Source organism: Stenotrophomonas sp. 220_Sma (genome assembly GCF_056487375.1).
The window spans coordinates 4,246,343-4,262,928 of sequence record NZ_CM151348.1 but is presented as its reverse complement, the minus strand read 5'-3'; the positions used below and the strand labels follow the sequence as shown (position 1 = coordinate 4,262,928).

The following is a 16,586-nucleotide window of genomic DNA, read 5'->3' as shown; positions in this document are numbered from 1 at the left end:
CAAAACGGCCAGTCGAGCAAGCTCGACTCTACAAACCGGTGCTGTCGGCGATAATGGGCCATGAACGTGCAACGCTCTCCCTCGCGCGCGGTGGCCTGGATGGTCGCTGCGGTCGCCTGTTTCTCGCTGATGGACGCTGGCATGAAGCAGCTGTCGGCCAGCTATCCGACCCTGGAAGTGACCTTCCTGCGCGGCGCGGCCTCGTTGCCGTTCGTGCTGGTCTGGGTGCTGGCCAGCGCCGGCCCGCGCTCGCTGATCCCGCGTCGCTGGGGGCTGCACCTGCTGCGTGGCGCGCTGGGCATGGCGATGATCGGCTGCTTCGTGTTCGCCCTGCGCGACCTGCCGCTGTCCACCGCCTACACCATCTATTTCGTCGCCCCGCTGCTGATCGCCGCATTGTCGGTGCCGCTGCTGGGCGAGCGGGTCGGGCCACGGCGCTGGGTGGCCATCGGCATCGGCCTGGTCGGCGTGCTGGTGGTGCTGCGGCCGGGTGTGGACGGTTTCATCTCGGTGCCCGGCCTGATGGTGCTGGCCGCCGCCACCGCCTATGCCGTGGCGGCGATCACGGTCAGCCTGCTCACCCGCACCGATACCTCGCAGTCGATGGTGGTCTGGTTCCTGGTGATCATGGCCATCGGTGCCGGCCTGCTGGCCCTTCCCGGCTGGGTGCCACTGCAGCTGGCGCATGCGCCGCTGATCGCCGGCATGGGTCTGGCTGGGGCGCTCGGTCAGATCGCCCTGACCAAGGCCTTCCAGCTGGGCGAGGCGTCGATGATCGCGCCGTTGGAGTACAGCGGCCTGGTGTGGGTGATCGGCTGGGACCTGGCCTTCTGGGGCCAGCTGCCGGACAGCTATACCTGGGTGGGCGCGGCGATCATCGTCGCCTCGGGGCTGTACCTGCTGCACCGTGAGCGGGTGAACCGGCAGGAACCGCCGAAGCCGCTGGATCATCCGTAGAGTCGAGCTTGCTCGACTGCTTCGGTGGCCGGACGAAAAGCAGTCGAGCAAGCTCGACTCTACCGACCCCCACCGGCATCCCCGGTACACGCTGCTTAGAACCAAAAGGAATAACATTCTGGCCCATGGCGCGGGCGCGCGACCGCCTGCGCTGGTAGGCTGCACGCCCCCTTCCGTCACCCAGCCGGTGAGCCACGCCCGTGATCGAGTTCCAGCGCCTGCACAAATCCTATGCCGTTGCCGGCCGCGCAGTCAGCGCGCTGCAGCCGCTGGACCTGACCATCGAGGCCGGTGAGGTATTCGGCATCATCGGCCACTCCGGCGCCGGCAAGTCGACCCTGATCCGCATGATCAACCGTCTGGAAGAACCCAGCGGTGGCCGGCTGCTGATCGGTGGCGAGGATGTCACCGCACTGGACGCGGATGGCCTGCGCGCGTTGCGCCGGCGCATCGGCATGATCTTCCAGCACTTCAACCTGTTGTCTTCGCGCACGGTGGCCGGCAACGTTGCCTTCCCGCTGGAGCTGGCGGGCACGCCGAAGGCAGAGATCGATGCACGCGTGGCCGAGCTGCTGCAGACCGTGGGCCTGGAGGCGCACGCGCAGAAGTACCCGGCACAGCTGTCCGGTGGGCAGAAGCAGCGCGTCGGCATCGCCCGTGCGCTGGCGACCCGCCCGCAGATCCTGCTGTGCGACGAGGCCACCAGTGCGCTGGATCCGCAGACCACGGCCTCGGTGCTGTCGCTGCTGTCGAAGATCAACCGCGAGCTGGGCCTGACCATCGTGCTGATCACCCACGAGATGGATGTGATCCGCCGTGTCTGCGACCGTGTCGCCGTGCTCGACGCCGGCCAGATGGTCGAGACCGGGCCGGTCACCCGGGTGTTCCTGCATCCGCAGCACCCGACCACGCGCCGTTTCGTCAGCGAATCGGAGCACGTGGACGAAGGCGCGCTGCATCGTGATTTCGATGCCGTCGGTGGCCGCATCGTGCGGCTGACCTTCCTCGGCGGAGACACCTACGAACCCCTGCTCGGCAGTGTCGCGCGGGAGACCGGGGTCGACTACAACATCCTGTCCGGCCGTATCGACCGGATCAAGGACACCCCGTATGGCCAGCTGGTGGTCGCCCTGGTGGGCGGTGACCAGTCCGCCGCGCAGGCCGCGTTCGTGGCTGCCGGCGTGCACGTTGAGGAGCTGCGTCGATGATCATCGCCACTGCCGGCGGCTTCTTCCGCCACCTGGATGCGGGCAAGTGGGCCGACATCGGCCAGGCCACCATCGACACCCTGCTGATGCTGCTCGGTTCGCTGCCGCTGACCCTGGCCATCGGCCTGCCGCTGGGCGTGCTGCTGTACCTGTTCGGCGCGCCGCAGATGAAGCGCCGTCCGTTCGCCTACGGCGTGCTGGCGCTGGTGGTGAACCTGCTGCGCTCGGTGCCTTTCATCATCCTGATGATCGTGCTGATCCCGGTCACGCTGTTCCTGATGGGGACGTCGCTGGGCGTGCGGGGTGCGATCGTGCCGCTGGTGATAGGCGCAGCACCGTTCTATGCGCGCCTGGTCGAGACCGCGCTGCGTGAAGTCGACCGGGGCGTGATCGAGGCGACCCAGGCGATGGGCGCCACCACCTGGCAGCTGGTCACCCGCGTGCTGCTGCCCGAAGCGCGCCCCGGCCTGATTGCCGGTGCGACGGTCACCACCGTGGCGCTGATCGGCTTCACCGCGATGGGCGGTGCGATCGGTTCCGGCGGCCTTGGTGACCTGGCGTTCCGCGATGGCTACCAGCGTTCGCACACCGACGTGGCCCTGGTTACCGTGGTCCTGCTGCTGATCCTGGTGCAGTTGCTGCAGATGCTCGGCGACCGCCTGGTCGCGCATTACAGCCGCAAATGACGAGGCGCCGGGGCGCTGCCCCCGGCGTCGCCCGGTGCATCGCGGCAGCCGGCCAGCGGCCGGCTCTACCCCATTGCCTGGAAACGGTAGTGCCGGCCGCTGGCCGGCAATCCCACCTGCAATCAACGCACGTTCGGTACTTCGTAGCCCAGCTTGCCGACCTGCTCCGGGTGCTGCGGCACGCGCTTGAGCTTGTCGGTGTTCACGCCGTACTCGTCACGCAGGCGCTCGGCCAGCTCCTTGTACAGGGCTTTGTCCATGTCCGGCGTACGCGAGAAGATCCAGGCCATTTCGCGGCCCGGGTAGCCGATCAGTGCCCACGAGTAATCCGGCGCTACTTCCAGCACCCTCGAATGCGTAGGCACGACACGGTAGAACCAGGTGCGCCAGCCGTGGTTGCCGCTGTCCGGGTCGACGCTGGCGCGGGCACGCACTTCCTGCAGCGGTTCGCCGAAGCCATCACGGTAGCGGTAGGTGATGCCGACCTTGTGCGCATCGCGCAACTCGTACTCGTTGACGCTGGCGACATGGCCACGTTCGATGAAGTTCGGCACGCGGCCGATCACATACCAGGTGCCCATGAAGCGCTTCAGGTCGATCGGTGCGTCCAGGGCAGCCGCACCAGAGGCGCTGGTACGGGGCGACGGCGGCTCACTGGCGGCCACGGCGGGGCCGGCCAGGGAAAGGGCCAGCAGCGCGGCGCAGAGCGGGCGGATCGAAGTCATGCGGGAGCGGGCTCCAGTGGGCTTGCACGCGCATGGTCGACTGTGTGCACGCGATCCGTCAATGGTGTCGCAACCTGTGAGAAGGGGGTTGCCCATGCTGTGTTGCATTGTCCACCGGAGAAGCCCCATGAACGCACGTTCCGTTCGCCGCTCTGCAACTGAACGCGTCATTCTCGAGCGTGCCGACCCGCGCCTGCTGCGCAGCGTGCAGCAGCTGGCCCTGGCCGGTATGGCGCTGGTACTGGTCTGGCCGGCCGCGCGCGGCAGCAGTGCCTGGCTGGGCTGGCTGCCGATGTGGCTGGTGGGCATGCCGCTGGTGGCCTGGTGGGCGTTGCTGCGCTTTCCGTTGCCGCGCCTGTCGTGGCTGCGGCTGGCGCGTCGTACCGGTGGACAGGCACGTCGCCGTAGCGGCGGGGCGGCGCGAGGCCGTCGCGGCTCCACCGCCGCGGCCTGACCTTCGACACGGGGGCGGCCGCGGCGATCCATGCTAGCGTTCCACGGCTTATGACTGCCTGGAGCTGCAATGTCTCGACTCGCTTCCGCCTGCCTGCTGGCCGGCATGATGACCGCTGCCTCGGTGGGGACCGCCGTGGCCGCTGAAGACACCGATCGCTACGCCTGGCTCGAAGACGTCACCGGCGACAAGCCGCTGACCTGGGTCAAGGAACAGAACGCCAAGTCCGAGGCGCGCCTGGCGCAGACCCCGGCCTTCAAGCAGATGGAGACCAGCATCCGCGAGGTGCTCGACTCCGATGCCAAGATCCCCGGCGTGCAGAAGATCGGCGACTACTACTACAACTTCTGGAAGGACCAGCAGCACGAGCGCGGCCTGTGGCGGCGCACCACCCTGGCCGAGTACCGCAAGGCCTCGCCGCAGTGGGAAACCGTGCTCGACCTGGATGCGCTGAACAAGGCCGAGGGTGAGAACTGGGTCTGGCACGGCGCCGATTGCCTGCGCCCGGATTACAGCCGCTGCCTGATCGCGCTGTCGCGCGGTGGCGCCGACGCCGACGTCACCCGTGAGTTCGACCTGGCCAACAAGACCTGGATCAAGGACGGCTTCTTCCGTCCCGAGTCCAAGGGCGGCCTCAACTGGGTCGACCGCGACACCGTGTTCGTCTACACCGACTTCGGTGCGGGCTCGATGACCACCTCCGGCTACCCGCGCGTGGCCAAGCTGTGGAAGCGCGGCACGCCGATGACCTCGGCCACCGTGGTGTACGAAGGCAAGCCGGAGGACATGTACATCGCGGCGATGCACGATGACACCCCGGGCTTCGAGCGCAACCTGGTCAGCCGCACGCTGGCGTTCTACAACAACGAGCTCTACCTGCGTGGCGACGATGGCACGCTGACCAAGATCGACGCGCCGAATTCGGCCGAGAAGGGCCTGCACAAGCAGTGGCTGACCCTGGAACTGCGCGATCCGTGGACCGTGGGCGGCAAGACCTACGCGTCCGGTTCGCTGCTGGCGACGAAGCTGGACGACTTCCTGGCCGGCAAGCGCGACTTCGAGGTGCTGTTCACCCCGACCGCGACCACCTCGCTGGCCGGCGCCACCTGGACCAAGAGCCACCTGGTGCTGAACGTGCTGGATGACGTCAAGAACCGCCTGTCGGTGCTGACCCCGGGCGCCGATGGCTGGCAGACCAGCCGCTTCGTCGGCGCGCCGGCCTTTGGCACGCTGGCCGTGGGCGCAGTGGACAGCAACGACAGCGATGCGGTGTGGCTGACCGCCACCGACTACCTGACCCCGACCACGCTGGCTCTGGCCGAGATCGGCCAGGCGCCGGAAACGTTGAAGACCATGCCGGCCTTCTTCGATGCCAAGGGCAAGGTGATCGAGCAGCACTTCGCCACCAGCAAGGACGGCACCCGCGTGCCGTACTTCGTGGTGCACGACAAGGCGATGAAGCTGGACGGCTCCAACCCGACCCTGCTGTACGGCTATGGTGGCTTCGAGATCTCGCTGACCCCGAGCTATTCCGGTGGCATGGGCCGCGCCTGGCTGGAGAAGGGCGGCGTGTACGTGGTTGCCAACATCCGTGGCGGCGGCGAGTACGGCCCGCGCTGGCACCAGGCAGCGCTGAAGCAGAACCGCCACAAGGCCTACGAAGACATGGCCGCCGTGGCGCGGGATCTGGTCAAGCGCAAGATCACCACCGCCAAGCACCTGGGCGTGCAGGGCGGCAGCAACGGTGGCCTGCTGACCGGCAATATGCTGACCCAGTACCCGGAGCTGTTCGGTGCAGTGGTGGTGCAGGTGCCGCTGCTGGACATGAAGCGCTACAGCCACCTGTTGGCCGGTGCCTCGTGGATGGCCGAATACGGCAACCCTGACACCAGCGACTGGGAGTTCATCAAGACCTTCTCGCCGTACCATCTGTTCAACGAGAAGAAGAACTACCCGCCGGTGCTGTTCACTACCTCCACCCGCGATGACCGCGTGCACCCGGGCCATGCCCGCAAGATGGCGGCGAAGATGATCGACGCCGGCAAGGACGTGACCTACTACGAGAACATCGAAGGTGGCCACGGCGGCGCAGCCAACAACGCGCAGGCAGCACACATGTCCGCACTGGCCTACAGCTTCCTGTGGGAGCGGTTGGGCGGCAAGTAAGCAGAACGGAAAACGCCGCCCCAGGGCGGCGTTTTTCGTTGGGTTCACGTATCCACGCATGGCGTGGATCTACCTACGTATCGTGCGCTGGGTCAGTAGATCCACGCCATGCGTGGATGCCGTTCGCGCAGATCGATCAGGCGCCCCAGCTCTTCAACCCGCGTGCAATCCGCGCCACCGCCTCCTGCAGCCGCGGCACTTCCTGGGTATAGGCCAGGCGCACATGCTGGTTGGCGCGATGGAAACCGAAATCCAGCCCCGGGGTGAACGCCACGTGCTCGGTTTCCAGGAAGTGCGCGCAGAACGCCTGCGCGTCGTCAGTGAACGCGCTGACGTCGGCGTACAGGTAGAACGCACCCTGCGGTTCCACTTCGATGCGGAAACCAAGCTCGCGCAGCGCCGGCAGCAGATAGTCGCGACGCTGGCGGAACGCCTCGCGGCGCTGTTCGAAGATCGCCATCGATTCCTCGCTGAAGCAGGCGAGTGCGGCATGCTGGGCGATGCTCGACGCGCTGATGTACAGGTTCTGTGCCAGCTTCTCCAGGTCCGGCACCGCCGCTGGCGGCGCCACCAGCCAACCCAGCCGCCAGCCGGTCATGCCGAAATACTTGGAGAAGCTGTTCAGCACGAACGCGCTGTCGTCCACCTGAAGCACGCTGGGTGCATCCAGGCCGTAGGTCAGGCCGTGGTAGATCTCGTCCACCACCAGATGGCCGCCACGCGCGTGCAGGGCCTGCGACAGTGCCGCCAGTTCGTCGGCGGACAGCACGGTGCCGGTCGGATTGGCGGGGGAGGCCACCAGTGCGCCGACGCTGTCGGCATTCCAGTGCTGTTCCACCAGCGACGGCGTGAGCTGGTAGGCGGTGTCCGGGCCGACCGGCACCAGTTGCGCACCGCCTTCCACCAGGCGCAGGAAATGACGGTTGCAGGGATATCCGGGGTCGGCCAGCAGCCAGTGGCGGCCCGGGTCGACCAGCAGGCTGCTGGCCAGCAGCAGCGCACCGGAGCCGCCGGGAGTGACCAGGATGCGCTCGGAGTCGATGTCCAGCCCGTAGTGGCTGCGATAGAAGCCGCTGATCGCCTGGCGCAGGGCCGGCAGGCCACGTGCGGTGGTGTAGCGGGTATGGCCGGCGGCCAATGCGGCCTGGCCGGCCCGCACGACCGGTTCGGCCGTGGTGAAGTCCGGTTCGCCGATTTCCAGGTGGATCACATCGTGGCCCGCCTGTTCCAGCGCCTGCGCGCGGGCCAGCAGGGACATCACGTGGAACGGAGCGATTTCATGGCTGCGCCGGCTGTAGCCCGGCGTGTGGGGCAGGGTACTCATGTGCCCATGGTACGCCGCGCGGCAAGGGTGCGCCGCAGCGGTGGTAGAGTCGAGCTTGCTCGACTGCGGTTGCGGTCAGTCGAGCAAGCTCGACTCTACCTATGCCACGGACGCCATTGCGTAACCGCACCAGGACCCCTATCTCATGAAATCCACCCTCTGCCTGTTGCTTGCCAGCCTGATGACCACCACTGCTACCGCCGCCACGCCGCCCGTTCCGCCGGATGCCGCCAAGCATCCGCATGTGGTCAAGGCGCCGTTCGGCGCGACCCGCAACGACGACTATTACTGGCTGCGCGACGACAAGCGCGAGAACAAGGACATGCTGGCCTACCTGCAGGCCGAGAATGCCTACGCCGACCAGCTGCTGGCGCCGCTGAAGCCGCTGGAAGACACCCTGTACAAGGAAATCGTCGGCCGCATCAAGCAGGACGATTCCAGCGTGCCGGCGCGCGAGCGCGGCTACTGGTACTACAGCCGCTTCGAGACCGGCCAGGACTACCCGATCCACGCACGCCGCAAGGGCGGCATGGATGCCGCCGAGGAAATCCTGCTGGACGTCAACACGATGGCTGCCGGCAAGGGCTACTTCAGTGTTGGTTCGATGGAAGTCAGCCAGGACAACCAGCTGCTGGCCTGGGCCGATGATGATGTCGGCCGGCGCCAGTACACCATCCGCTTCAAGGACCTGGCCACCGGCAAGGTGCTGCCCGATGTGATCACCGGCAGCTCCGGTGACCTGGTCTGGGCCGACGACAACCGCACCGTGCTGTACGTCGAGAACGATCCGGAAACGCTGTTGACCGTGCGCGTGAAGAAGCACGTGCTGGGCACCCCGGCCAGCGCCGACACCGTCGTCTACGAGGAGAAGGACGACAGCTTCTACATGGGCATCGGCCGCACCCGCGACGATCGCTTCATCACCATCGGCGTGCACAGCACCGTGTCCTCGGAAGAGCGCTACGCGCCGGCCAGCGACCCGACCACGTTCACCGTACTGGCGCCGCGCCAGCGCGATGTGGAGTACGACGCTGACCACTACGACGGCCGCTGGGTGATCCGCACCAACGACGGTGCGAAGAACTTCAAGCTGGTCACCGCACCGACCGATGCGACCTCGCGCGCACAGTGGAAGGACTGGATCGCGCATGACGATGCGGTGTTCATCGAAGGCTTCGAGCTGTTCGACAGCTACACCGCCATCGCCGAACGTTCCGAGGGCCTGGAGCGCATCCGCCTGCTGTTCAAGGATGGCCGCAGTGACTACGTGAAGGCCGATGAGCCGGCGTACTCGATGGGCCTGGGCGACAACACCGAGGCCGATACGCCGTGGCTGCGCTACGTCTACACCTCGATGACCACCCCCACCACCGTGTTCGAGCTGAACACCGCCACCGGCGAGCGCCGCCAGCTGAAGGTGCAACCGGTGATCGGCTATGACGCGTCGAAGTACGAAACCGATCGTGTCTGGATCACCGCACGCGATGGCGTGAAGGTGCCGGTGTCGCTGGTCTACCGCAAGGGCTACCAGAAGGACGGCAAGGGCGCGCTGTTCCAGTACGCCTATGGCAGCTACGGCATGTCGATGGATCCGTACTTCAACCAGACCGCGGTGAGCCTGCTCGATCGTGGCGTGGTGTATGCCATCGCCCATATCCGTGGCGGCCAGGAGATGGGCCGCGACTGGTACGAGAACGGCAAACTGCTGCACAAGCAGAACACCTTCAACGACTTCATCGACGTCACCCGCGGCCTGGTCGCACAGGGCTGGGCGGCGAAGGATCGCGTCGCCGCGTCCGGCGGCAGCGCCGGTGGCCTGCTGATGGGCGCCGTGGCCAACCAGGCGCCGCAGGACTACCGGGTGATGGTGGCGCAGGTACCGTTTGTCGACGTGGTCACCACCATGCTCGACCCGACCATTCCGCTGACCACCAACGAATACGACGAGTGGGGCAACCCCGAGCAGAAGCAGTATTACGACTACATGCTGTCCTACTCGCCCTACGACAACGTGAAGCAGCAGGCGTACCCGGCGCTGTTCGTGGGCACCGGCCTGTGGGATTCGCAGGTGCAGTACTGGGAGCCGGCCAAGTGGGTGGCCAAGCTGCGTGACGACAACACCGGCCATTACCCGATCCTGTTCCGCACCAACATGGAAGCCGGCCACGGCGGCAAGTCGGGGCGCTTCCAGCGCTACCGTGAACTGTCCGAGTCGTACGCGTTCGTGCTGCAGCAGCTGGGCATCGCCCAGCCGTAATGATGCAGGGGTGCCGGGCGTTGCCTGGCATCCCGAACCGGTATCCTTGCGGCCATGAGCCAGCCCGACCCCTCCGCATCCCGCGATGCTGCCACGCCACCGCGCGTGTTGCGTTTCCGCTGGGCGTGGTGGCTGCTGGCCTACGTCAGCCTGGGCACCGGTATCGTCGGCATCTTCGTGCCGGGCCTTCCCACCACCGTATTCATCCTGATCTCGGCCTGGGCTGCCTCGCGTGGTTCCGAGCGCCTGCACAACTGGCTGCTGCAGCACCCGCGCTTCGGCCCGGCCATTGCCAACTGGCAGGCACACGGGGCGGTCAGCCGCTACGGCAAGTGGATGGCCACGATCACCATGGCAGTGTGCGCCGGCATCATGCTGTGGTGCGTGCCGATCGCCTGGGTGAAGTGGTTCTCGATCGGCAGCATGACCGTGGTGGCGATCTGGCTGTGGACCCGGCCGCTGCCGCCGCCTGCAGACTGAGCGCCTGCGGTGGTGCCGGCCGCTGGCCGGCAACCCGATCCCCTGCACCAACCGCTCAGCCGCCAATGGCTATACTCGGGGCATGAAGATCCCCCATCGAAACGCCATCCTGATTCCGCTGGCAGCGGCCTCGCTGCTGCTCCTCGCCGCCTGCGGCAACAAGGGCCCGCTGGTACTGCCGCAGAAGCCGGTGCCGGTGGAAGAAACCGTCGAACCGGTTGCCGAGCCCGCTACCGAAGCGACCCCGGCGCAGACCGAAGGCAGCGGCACCCCGGCCACGACCGTGGAGCCGGCTGCACCGACCACGCAACCGGCGCCTGCGCCTGCGAAGAAGGTGGGCGGCGGGAATGAGTAAGGCCGGTTCCAAGCCGCTGCGCTTCAGCAAGATGCATGGCGCGGGCAATGATTTCGTAGTGATTGACCTGCGTGACGGCACTGCGCCGCCCACGCCTGAACTGGCCGCGCGCCTGGCCGACCGCCACACCGGCGTCGGCTGCGACCAGATCCTGACCATCGAAGCGCCGCGCGCGGAAGGCTCGGTGGCGTCGTACCGCATCTGGAATGCCGACGGTTCCAACTCCGAGCAGTGCGGCAACGGCGCGCGCTGCATCGCGGCCTGGCTGGTGCGTGAGGGCAGTACGCAGGGGGATCAGTTCGTCATCGACAGCCCGCTGGCCAGTCATGAGGTGAAGGCCCTGGGCGATGGCCAGTTCGCGGTGACCATGGGCGTGCCTGCGTTCGAGCCGGTCAACGTGCCGCTGGTGGGCTTCGCCCATGCACGCGAGGAGTACCTGCTGCCGTTGCAGGGCGAGAGCATACGCTTCGCCGCGGTGTCGATGGGCAATCCGCATGCGGTGATCGAAGTGGGCCTGATCGATGCAGCACCGGTCGAGCGCGTCGGTTCGCTGCTGCAGCAGCATGCCTCGTTCCCGCGCTCGGTGAACGTGGGTTTTGCCCAGGTGATGGGCCCGGCGCATGCACGTCTGCGTGTGAATGAACGTGGCGTCGGCGAAACCCTGGCCTGCGGCAGCGGCGCCTGCGCCGCTGCGGTGACCCTGATGCAGCGTGGCCGCCTGCAGCGCGATGCGCGCATCAGCCTGCCCCGGGGGTGACCTGCGCATCCAGTGGCCGGGCGATGGCCACCCGGTGGTGATGGCCGGCCCGACCGCATTCGTCTTCGAAGGGGAGTGGATCGCATGACCGAAACCGTCGACAAGCTCGGGGCCCATGAAGTCGCTGCCTGGTTGCGGCGGCATCCCGGCTTCCTCAAGCAGTTCCCGGACCTGGCCCTGACCCTGGTGGTGCCACGCGACGACGGCCCGACCGCGTCGCTGGCCAGCTACCAGCTGGAAGTGCTGCGCGAGAAGAACCGCGAGCTGGCACGACGGTTGGCCGATCTGGGCGCCACCGCCCAGGTCAATGAACGCCTGGCAGTGCGCACGCATCAGCTGACCCTGGCGCTGATGAAGCAGGACAACGCCGCCGACACCCTGCGTGCGATGGCAGCGTCGCTGCAGGAAGATTTCGCCGGCGACCTGGTGCGATTGGTGGTGCACACACCGGTGGCCGGGCTGGAACAGGCCGACTGGCTGCAGGTGATCGCCGCCGATGATGCGCAGCTGGGCCCGTTCCGCGACTGCCTGAAGGACGGCGAGCCGATCTGCGGGCGCCTGCAGCCAGAAAAGAATGCCGTGCTGTACGGCGTGCGCAGCGAAGAAGTGCAGACCACCGCGCTGTTGCCGTTGCCGGGCGTGGGCCTGATTGCTGTGGGCAGCCACGACCCGAACCGCTTCTACCCGGGCATGGGCACGCTGTTCCTGCGCATGATGGGCGATGCGTTGGCCACCGGCCTGAAGCGCTTCCCGGGCTGAGCAGGATACGACGATGAGCGCGGTGCAGGCCTTCCTGCAGCATCTGCAGGTGGAGCGGCGGATGTCGGCGCATACGCTCGATGCCTACCGCCGTGACCTGGACGCGTTGTCGGTCTGGGCCGAGCCGCGCGGTGTTGCGGTGGAGGCACTTGATGCCGAGGCGCTGCGTCAGTTCGTCGCCGATGAGCATCGCCGAGGCCTGTCGGCCAAGAGCCTGCAACGCCGCTTGTCGGCCTGCCGCAGCTTCTACGCCTGGCTGCTCAAGCACGGGCGCATCGAGGTCAGCCCGGCGGCGACGCTGAAGGCGCCGCGTGCGCCGCGCCGGTTGCCGCAGGTGCTTGACGCCGACGAAGCCGTGCAGCTGGTCGAGCTGGAACCGGAAGGTGAGCTCGGCCGCCGTGACCGCGCGCTGCTGGAACTGTTCTATTCCTCTGGCCTGCGCCTGAGCGAAGTCTGCGCGCTGACCTGGCGTGACCTGGATTTCGACAGCGGCCTGGTCAACGTGCTGGGCAAGGGCAACCGCCAGCGCCGGGTACCGTTCGGCCGGCCGGCGCGCGAAGCGCTGCAGGCGTGGCGTGCGGAAAGCGGGGGCGGCCCGGCCTCGCCGGTGTTTCCCGGCCGCAACGGGCCGATCAGCCAACGCGCGGTGCAGATCCGCATCCGCCAGCTGGCGCAGCGCCAGGGCCTGTTCAAGCACGTGCACCCGCACATGCTGCGGCACAGTTTTGCCAGCCATATCCTGGAATCGTCCGGTGACCTGCGTGGCGTGCAGGAACTGCTTGGCCATGCCGACATCGCCACCACGCAGATCTACACCCACCTCGATTTCCAGCACCTGGCCAAGGTCTACGACGCCGCGCATCCACGTGCGAAGCGCCGCAGCAGGGACGACAAGGCTGAATAGCGCGCCCTTGATCTGGATCAGGGCAGGGCGGGCGCTATCGGCGCATCGTGGCCGCAGGCCACGAGGACACCGCCACCATGGCGAAGCCCATACCGTTGCATCCCAAACACCCCGAGCGCATCTGTTGGGGCTGCGACCGCTACTGCGCGGCTGACGCCCTGGCCTGCGGCAATGGCTCCGGCCGCACCCAGCATCCGATCGAGACGCAGGGTGAAGACTGGTACCTCGCCTGGGGCATCGAGCCGAATCCGGATCGGCCGTCGCAGGCAAAACGCTGAACGGCAGGTGTTCCACGTTCGGGCGGCGGGGTCCGCGCGCATTGCGATGCGCTCGTCAGAAAGACGCCCTCCTGTCGATGGGGCGCGGCCAAGCGCTGAACGGCAGCCATCCGCACAGGCTTGATCGCACCCGGCGCTGTCCCCATGTCCCGGGAACAGCTATCGGAGGCCGCATGGACCCCAGTCAGAATCCCAACGTTTTCCACGCCACCACCATCGTCTGCGTCCGTCGCGGCGAGCACGTGGCCATTGCCGGCGACGGCCAGGTCACGCTGGGCCACACCGTGATGAAGGGCAATGCACGCAAGGTGCGCCGTCTCGGTCGTGATGGCCAGGTGCTGGCCGGCTTCGCCGGTGCCGCCGCCGATGCCTTCACCCTGTTCGAGCTGTTCGAGGCCAAGCTGGAAAAGCACGGCCAGCTGCAGCGCGCTGCGGTCGAGCTGGCCAAGGATTGGCGCACCGAGCGCCGCCTCGGCAAGCTAGAGGCCCTGCTGGCAGTGGCCGACAAGGAAACCTCGCTGATCATCAGCGGCACCGGTGATGTGATCGAGCCGGAGGACGGCATCATCGCCATCGGTTCCGGTGGTTCCTATGCACTGTCGGCCGCGCGCGCACTGATGGCGCACACCGAACTGGATGCGCGCACCATTGCCAGCGAAGCGATCGGCATTGCCGGCGACATCTGCATCTACACCAACCGCAACGTGGTGGTCGAGGAGCTGTGAGGGGCGTGCCGGCCGCTGGCCGGCAACCTCATGATCCCCCGCACGCGTGCCTGGTTGCCGGCCAGTGGCCGGCACTACCGACAATGAATCCGTGAGCACATCCATGTCGAAGATCGAAGTTTCCTCCGCCACCATGACCCCGCGCGAGATCGTGCAGGAACTGGACCGGCATATCGTGGGCCAGCACGACGCCAAGCGCGCCGTGGCCATTGCCCTGCGCAACCGCTGGCGCCGCATGCAGCTGGTGCCGGAGCTGCGCAATGAAGTGATGCCGAAGAACATCCTGATGATCGGCCCGACCGGCGTCGGCAAGACCGAGATCGCGCGTCGCCTGGCCACCCTGGCCAACGCACCGTTCGTGAAGGTTGAAGCCACCCGCTTCACCGAAGTCGGCTACGTCGGCAAGGACGTCGAGCAGATCATCCGCGACCTGGCCGATACCGCGGTCAAGCTGTACCGCGAACAGGCCAAGGTGCGCGTGCGTACCCAGGCCGAGGAGCGCGCCGAAGACCGCATCCTCGATGCGCTGCTGCCGCGCCGCAGCGGTGGCATCGGTTTCGATCCGGAAGTCGCCCGCAACGAGCCGTCGGCGCAGGACAACGAGACCCGCATCAAGTTCCGCAAGATGCTGCGCAACGGTGAGCTGGACGAGCGCGAGATCGAGCTCGACCTGGCTGCCAACGTCAGCATGGACATCATGACCCCGCCGGGCATGGAGGAAATGGGCCAGCAGCTGAAGTCGATGTTCGCCAACCTCGGCGGCGGCGCCAAGGCGCACAAGCGCACGCTGACCATCAAGGCCGCGCGTCCGCTGCTGATCGAGGAAGAAGCCGGCAAGCTGGTCAACGAGGACGACATCCGCACTGCCGCGATCGAGGCCTGCGAGCAGCACGGCATCGTCTTCATCGACGAGATCGACAAGGTCGCCAAGCGTGGTGACAACGTGGGTGGTGGCGACGTGTCGCGCGAAGGCGTGCAGCGCGACCTGCTGCCGCTGGTGGAAGGCTCCAACGTGTCGACCAAGTACGGCACGATCAAGACCGACCACATCCTGTTCATTGCTTCGGGCGCGTTCCACCTGGCCAAGCCCAGCGATCTGATTCCAGAGCTGCAGGGCCGCTTCCCGATCCGCGTGGAGCTGGGTGCGCTGAGCAAGGGTGATTTCGTGCGCATCCTGACCGAGCCGAAGGCCGCGCTGACCAAACAGTACGAAGCGCTGCTGGCCACCGAAGGCGTCAAGGTCAGCTTCACCGCCGATGCCATCGACCGCCTGGCCGAGATCGCCTTCCAGGTGAACGAGCGCCAGGAGAACATCGGTGCCCGCCGCCTGCACACCGTGCTGGAACGCCTGCTGGATTCGCTCAGCTACGAGGCACCAGACCGCGATGGCGAAACCCTGGCCATCGACAGCGCTTACGTCGATGCGCACCTGGGTGAGCTGGTGCAGGACCCGGACCTGAGCCGCTACATCCTGTAACGCCCGACGCTGCAAAGCATGAGGCCGCCGAAAGGCGGCCTTCTGCTTTGGCAGTCAGCGCGAGTGCCGTGTGCGGTAGGCCTGCAGCACCTGGTCGATCACCGCACTGGTGCGGGCGGCGCTGATGCCGTTGGATGGTGAGTGGCCGCTGCCGCGCAGCTCATCCACCAGAGTGGCGATCAACGGCTGCTGGATCGACGGCGGGTTCGGGATGTCGAACGCCTGCACGCCCGCTTCCGTCTCCAGAACCACTGGAACGTCCTCGAAGGTGGCAAAGCGCAGTTGTCCGCGATCGCCGGTGATTTCGATTTCATCCTGGCGGCGGAACGCGCAGAAACTCCATTGCGCGATGCCGTGCGCCCCCGTCCCGGTGCGGAAGCACATCGAAACGCTGTCCTCGGCGGCGTAGGCGCCGGTCAACGAGCTGGCCAGGCCACGCACATCGCTCAGCGGCCCCAGCAGATGATCCAGCAGGTCCAGGGTGTGCGAGCCCAGATCGACGAACAGCCCGCCGCCGGCGATCGCCGGGTTGGTCCGCCAGAAGTCCGGCGATGCAGCGTTCGCCGAATGCGGCCGGTGCAGGGTGGCGCGCACGCTGCGCGGCGTGCCGATCGTGCCGCTGTCCAGCAGCTGCTTCACCTGCGCGAAGCGGGGCAGGGCGCGGCGGTAGTAGGCCACGAACACCGGCACGCCGCTGCGCGCGCTGGCCTCCAGCACGCGTTCGCATTCCGCGTGATCCATGGCCATCGGCTTTTCGATGTAGACCGGCTTGCCCGCGGCAATCGCCTGCAACGCGTAGTGCATGTGCGTGGAGGGCGGCGTCGCAACGTAGATCGCGCTCACTTCCGGGTCGGCGATGAGTGCATCGGCGTCCGCGTACCAGCGGGGAATCGCATGGCGCCGCGCATAATCCTCGGCCAACGCCGCATTGCGGCGCATGACCGCCGCCACCCGTGAGCCCGGCGTGTTGGCCAGGGCCGGCCCGCTCTTCTTCTCGGTGACGCTGCCACAGCCGATGAAGCCCCATACCACGTTGTCCAGGATCATCACGATGCGTCCAGAAAAGGGAAGGTC

General features: G+C 67.1%; 16 protein-coding genes and 1 pseudogene. 14 read left to right on the top strand and 3 right to left on the bottom strand.

The window, feature by feature from the left end; all coding sequences use genetic code 11:
* The first annotated feature begins 60 nt into the window (after positions 1-60).
* The 3 genes from ACZLIB_RS19880 to ACZLIB_RS19870 all read left to right on the top strand — a co-directional run bounded on the left by ACZLIB_RS19880 (position 61) and on the right by ACZLIB_RS19870 (position 2,851).
* Positions 61-957: a DMT family transporter gene (locus ACZLIB_RS19880; RefSeq protein WP_110713766.1), complete on the top strand. Its 897-nt coding sequence runs from the start codon at positions 61-63 to the stop codon at positions 955-957.
* A gap of 200 nt (positions 958-1,157) precedes the next feature.
* Positions 1,158-2,165: a methionine ABC transporter ATP-binding protein gene (locus tag ACZLIB_RS19875; RefSeq protein ID WP_032129022.1), complete on the top strand. Its 1,008-nt coding sequence runs from the start codon at positions 1,158-1,160 to the stop codon at positions 2,163-2,165.
* Complete coding sequence (locus ACZLIB_RS19870; RefSeq protein WP_010481370.1) at positions 2,162-2,851, top strand: methionine ABC transporter permease; 690 nt, start codon at positions 2,162-2,164, stop codon at positions 2,849-2,851. Before ACZLIB_RS19875 ends, ACZLIB_RS19870 begins: the two co-directional genes overlap by 4 nt.
* A gap of 122 nt (positions 2,852-2,973) precedes the next feature.
* Here the strand turns inward: ACZLIB_RS19870 and ACZLIB_RS19865 are convergent, their stop codons facing one another.
* Positions 2,974-3,576 (bottom strand): lipocalin family protein, encoded by a 603-nt coding sequence (locus tag ACZLIB_RS19865; protein WP_010481371.1) that lies wholly within the window; start codon positions 3,574-3,576, stop codon positions 2,974-2,976.
* A gap of 127 nt (positions 3,577-3,703) precedes the next feature.
* Here ACZLIB_RS19865 and ACZLIB_RS19860 point away from each other — a divergent pair, with 127 nt between their 5' ends.
* Together ACZLIB_RS19860 and ACZLIB_RS19855 are read left to right on the top strand one after the other, a co-directional pair.
* Positions 3,704-4,030, top strand: a complete 327-nt coding sequence (locus tag ACZLIB_RS19860) for a hypothetical protein (RefSeq protein ID WP_049399225.1) — start codon at positions 3,704-3,706, stop codon at positions 4,028-4,030.
* Positions 4,031-4,099: 69 nt separating this feature from the next.
* Positions 4,100-6,196 (top strand): prolyl oligopeptidase family serine peptidase, encoded by a 2,097-nt coding sequence (locus ACZLIB_RS19855; RefSeq protein WP_049399227.1) that lies wholly within the window; start codon positions 4,100-4,102, stop codon positions 6,194-6,196.
* Between the two features lie 136 nt (positions 6,197-6,332).
* On the opposite strand, the gene ACZLIB_RS19850 is transcribed toward ACZLIB_RS19855, so the two are convergent.
* Positions 6,333-7,520, bottom strand: coding sequence for a pyridoxal phosphate-dependent aminotransferase (locus ACZLIB_RS19850; protein WP_478468512.1), 1,188 nt, complete (start codon positions 7,518-7,520; stop codon positions 6,333-6,335).
* Between the two features lie 145 nt (positions 7,521-7,665).
* Here ACZLIB_RS19850 and ACZLIB_RS19845 point away from each other — a divergent pair, with 145 nt between their 5' ends.
* The 9 genes and pseudogenes from ACZLIB_RS19845 to hslU all read left to right on the top strand — a co-directional run bounded on the left by ACZLIB_RS19845 (position 7,666) and on the right by hslU (position 15,512).
* Positions 7,666-9,777: a prolyl oligopeptidase family serine peptidase gene (locus ACZLIB_RS19845; RefSeq protein ID WP_279913799.1), complete on the top strand. Its 2,112-nt coding sequence runs from the start codon at positions 7,666-7,668 to the stop codon at positions 9,775-9,777.
* A gap of 54 nt (positions 9,778-9,831) precedes the next feature.
* Positions 9,832-10,257 (top strand): YbaN family protein, encoded by a 426-nt coding sequence (locus ACZLIB_RS19840; protein ID WP_478468510.1) that lies wholly within the window; start codon positions 9,832-9,834, stop codon positions 10,255-10,257.
* Positions 10,258-10,339: 82 nt separating this feature from the next.
* Positions 10,340-10,612, top strand: coding sequence for an LPS translocon maturation chaperone LptM (lptM, locus tag ACZLIB_RS19835; protein WP_049399234.1), 273 nt, complete (start codon positions 10,340-10,342; stop codon positions 10,610-10,612).
* A pseudogene (dapF, locus tag ACZLIB_RS19830) lies at positions 10,605-11,457 on the top strand (diaminopimelate epimerase). The gene lptM and the pseudogene dapF overlap by 8 nt, the downstream one beginning before the upstream one ends.
* Complete coding sequence (locus ACZLIB_RS19825; protein ID WP_032129013.1) at positions 11,454-12,128, top strand: DUF484 family protein; 675 nt, start codon at positions 11,454-11,456, stop codon at positions 12,126-12,128. The pseudogene dapF and the gene ACZLIB_RS19825 overlap by 4 nt, the downstream one beginning before the upstream one ends.
* Before the next feature lie 13 nt (positions 12,129-12,141).
* The gene (xerC, locus tag ACZLIB_RS19820) at positions 12,142-13,032 is read left to right on the top strand and encodes a tyrosine recombinase XerC (RefSeq protein WP_478468508.1); all 891 of its coding nucleotides are present in this window, start codon (positions 12,142-12,144) and stop codon (positions 13,030-13,032) included.
* Positions 13,033-13,109: 77 nt separating this feature from the next.
* The gene (locus tag ACZLIB_RS19815; RefSeq protein ID WP_032129030.1) at positions 13,110-13,310 is read left to right on the top strand and encodes a DUF3079 domain-containing protein; all 201 of its coding nucleotides are present in this window, start codon (positions 13,110-13,112) and stop codon (positions 13,308-13,310) included.
* 173 nt (positions 13,311-13,483) lie between these two features.
* Positions 13,484-14,035 (top strand): ATP-dependent protease subunit HslV, encoded by a 552-nt coding sequence (gene hslV, locus ACZLIB_RS19810; protein WP_005411093.1) that lies wholly within the window; start codon positions 13,484-13,486, stop codon positions 14,033-14,035.
* Between the two features lie 103 nt (positions 14,036-14,138).
* Positions 14,139-15,512, top strand: coding sequence for an ATP-dependent protease ATPase subunit HslU (gene hslU / locus ACZLIB_RS19805; RefSeq protein ID WP_014038532.1), 1,374 nt, complete (start codon positions 14,139-14,141; stop codon positions 15,510-15,512).
* 54 nt (positions 15,513-15,566) lie between these two features.
* Here the strand turns inward: hslU and ACZLIB_RS19800 are convergent, their stop codons facing one another.
* Positions 15,567-16,559: a Gfo/Idh/MocA family protein gene (locus ACZLIB_RS19800; RefSeq protein ID WP_478468507.1), complete on the bottom strand. Its 993-nt coding sequence runs from the start codon at positions 16,557-16,559 to the stop codon at positions 15,567-15,569.
* Positions 16,560-16,586 lie beyond the last annotated feature (27 nt).

Excerpts from the sequence above, each read along its gene's own strand:
- ACZLIB_RS19880 (WP_110713766.1), top strand. The coding sequence starts at position 61 with ATGAACGTGCAACGCTCTCCCTCGCGCGCGGTGGCCTGGATGGTCGCT.
- ACZLIB_RS19870 (WP_010481370.1), top strand. The coding sequence starts at position 2,162 with ATGATCATCGCCACTGCCGGCGGCTTCTTCCGCCACCTGGATGCGGGC.
- ACZLIB_RS19865 (WP_010481371.1), bottom strand. The coding sequence starts at position 3,576 with ATGACTTCGATCCGCCCGCTCTGCGCCGCGCTGCTGGCCCTTTCCCTG.
- ACZLIB_RS19860 (WP_049399225.1), top strand. The coding sequence starts at position 3,704 with ATGAACGCACGTTCCGTTCGCCGCTCTGCAACTGAACGCGTCATTCTC.
- ACZLIB_RS19855 (WP_049399227.1), top strand. The coding sequence starts at position 4,100 with ATGTCTCGACTCGCTTCCGCCTGCCTGCTGGCCGGCATGATGACCGCT.
- ACZLIB_RS19850 (WP_478468512.1), bottom strand. The coding sequence starts at position 7,520 with ATGAGTACCCTGCCCCACACGCCGGGCTACAGCCGGCGCAGCCATGAA.
- ACZLIB_RS19845 (WP_279913799.1), top strand. The coding sequence starts at position 7,666 with ATGAAATCCACCCTCTGCCTGTTGCTTGCCAGCCTGATGACCACCACT.
- ACZLIB_RS19840 (WP_478468510.1), top strand. The coding sequence starts at position 9,832 with ATGAGCCAGCCCGACCCCTCCGCATCCCGCGATGCTGCCACGCCACCG.
- lptM (WP_049399234.1), top strand. The coding sequence starts at position 10,340 with ATGAAGATCCCCCATCGAAACGCCATCCTGATTCCGCTGGCAGCGGCC.
- ACZLIB_RS19825 (WP_032129013.1), top strand. The coding sequence starts at position 11,454 with ATGACCGAAACCGTCGACAAGCTCGGGGCCCATGAAGTCGCTGCCTGG.
- xerC (WP_478468508.1), top strand. The coding sequence starts at position 12,142 with ATGAGCGCGGTGCAGGCCTTCCTGCAGCATCTGCAGGTGGAGCGGCGG.
- ACZLIB_RS19815 (WP_032129030.1), top strand. The coding sequence starts at position 13,110 with ATGGCGAAGCCCATACCGTTGCATCCCAAACACCCCGAGCGCATCTGT.
- hslV (WP_005411093.1), top strand. The coding sequence starts at position 13,484 with ATGGACCCCAGTCAGAATCCCAACGTTTTCCACGCCACCACCATCGTC.
- hslU (WP_014038532.1), top strand. The coding sequence starts at position 14,139 with ATGTCGAAGATCGAAGTTTCCTCCGCCACCATGACCCCGCGCGAGATC.
- ACZLIB_RS19800 (WP_478468507.1), bottom strand. The coding sequence starts at position 16,559 with ATGATCCTGGACAACGTGGTATGGGGCTTCATCGGCTGTGGCAGCGTC.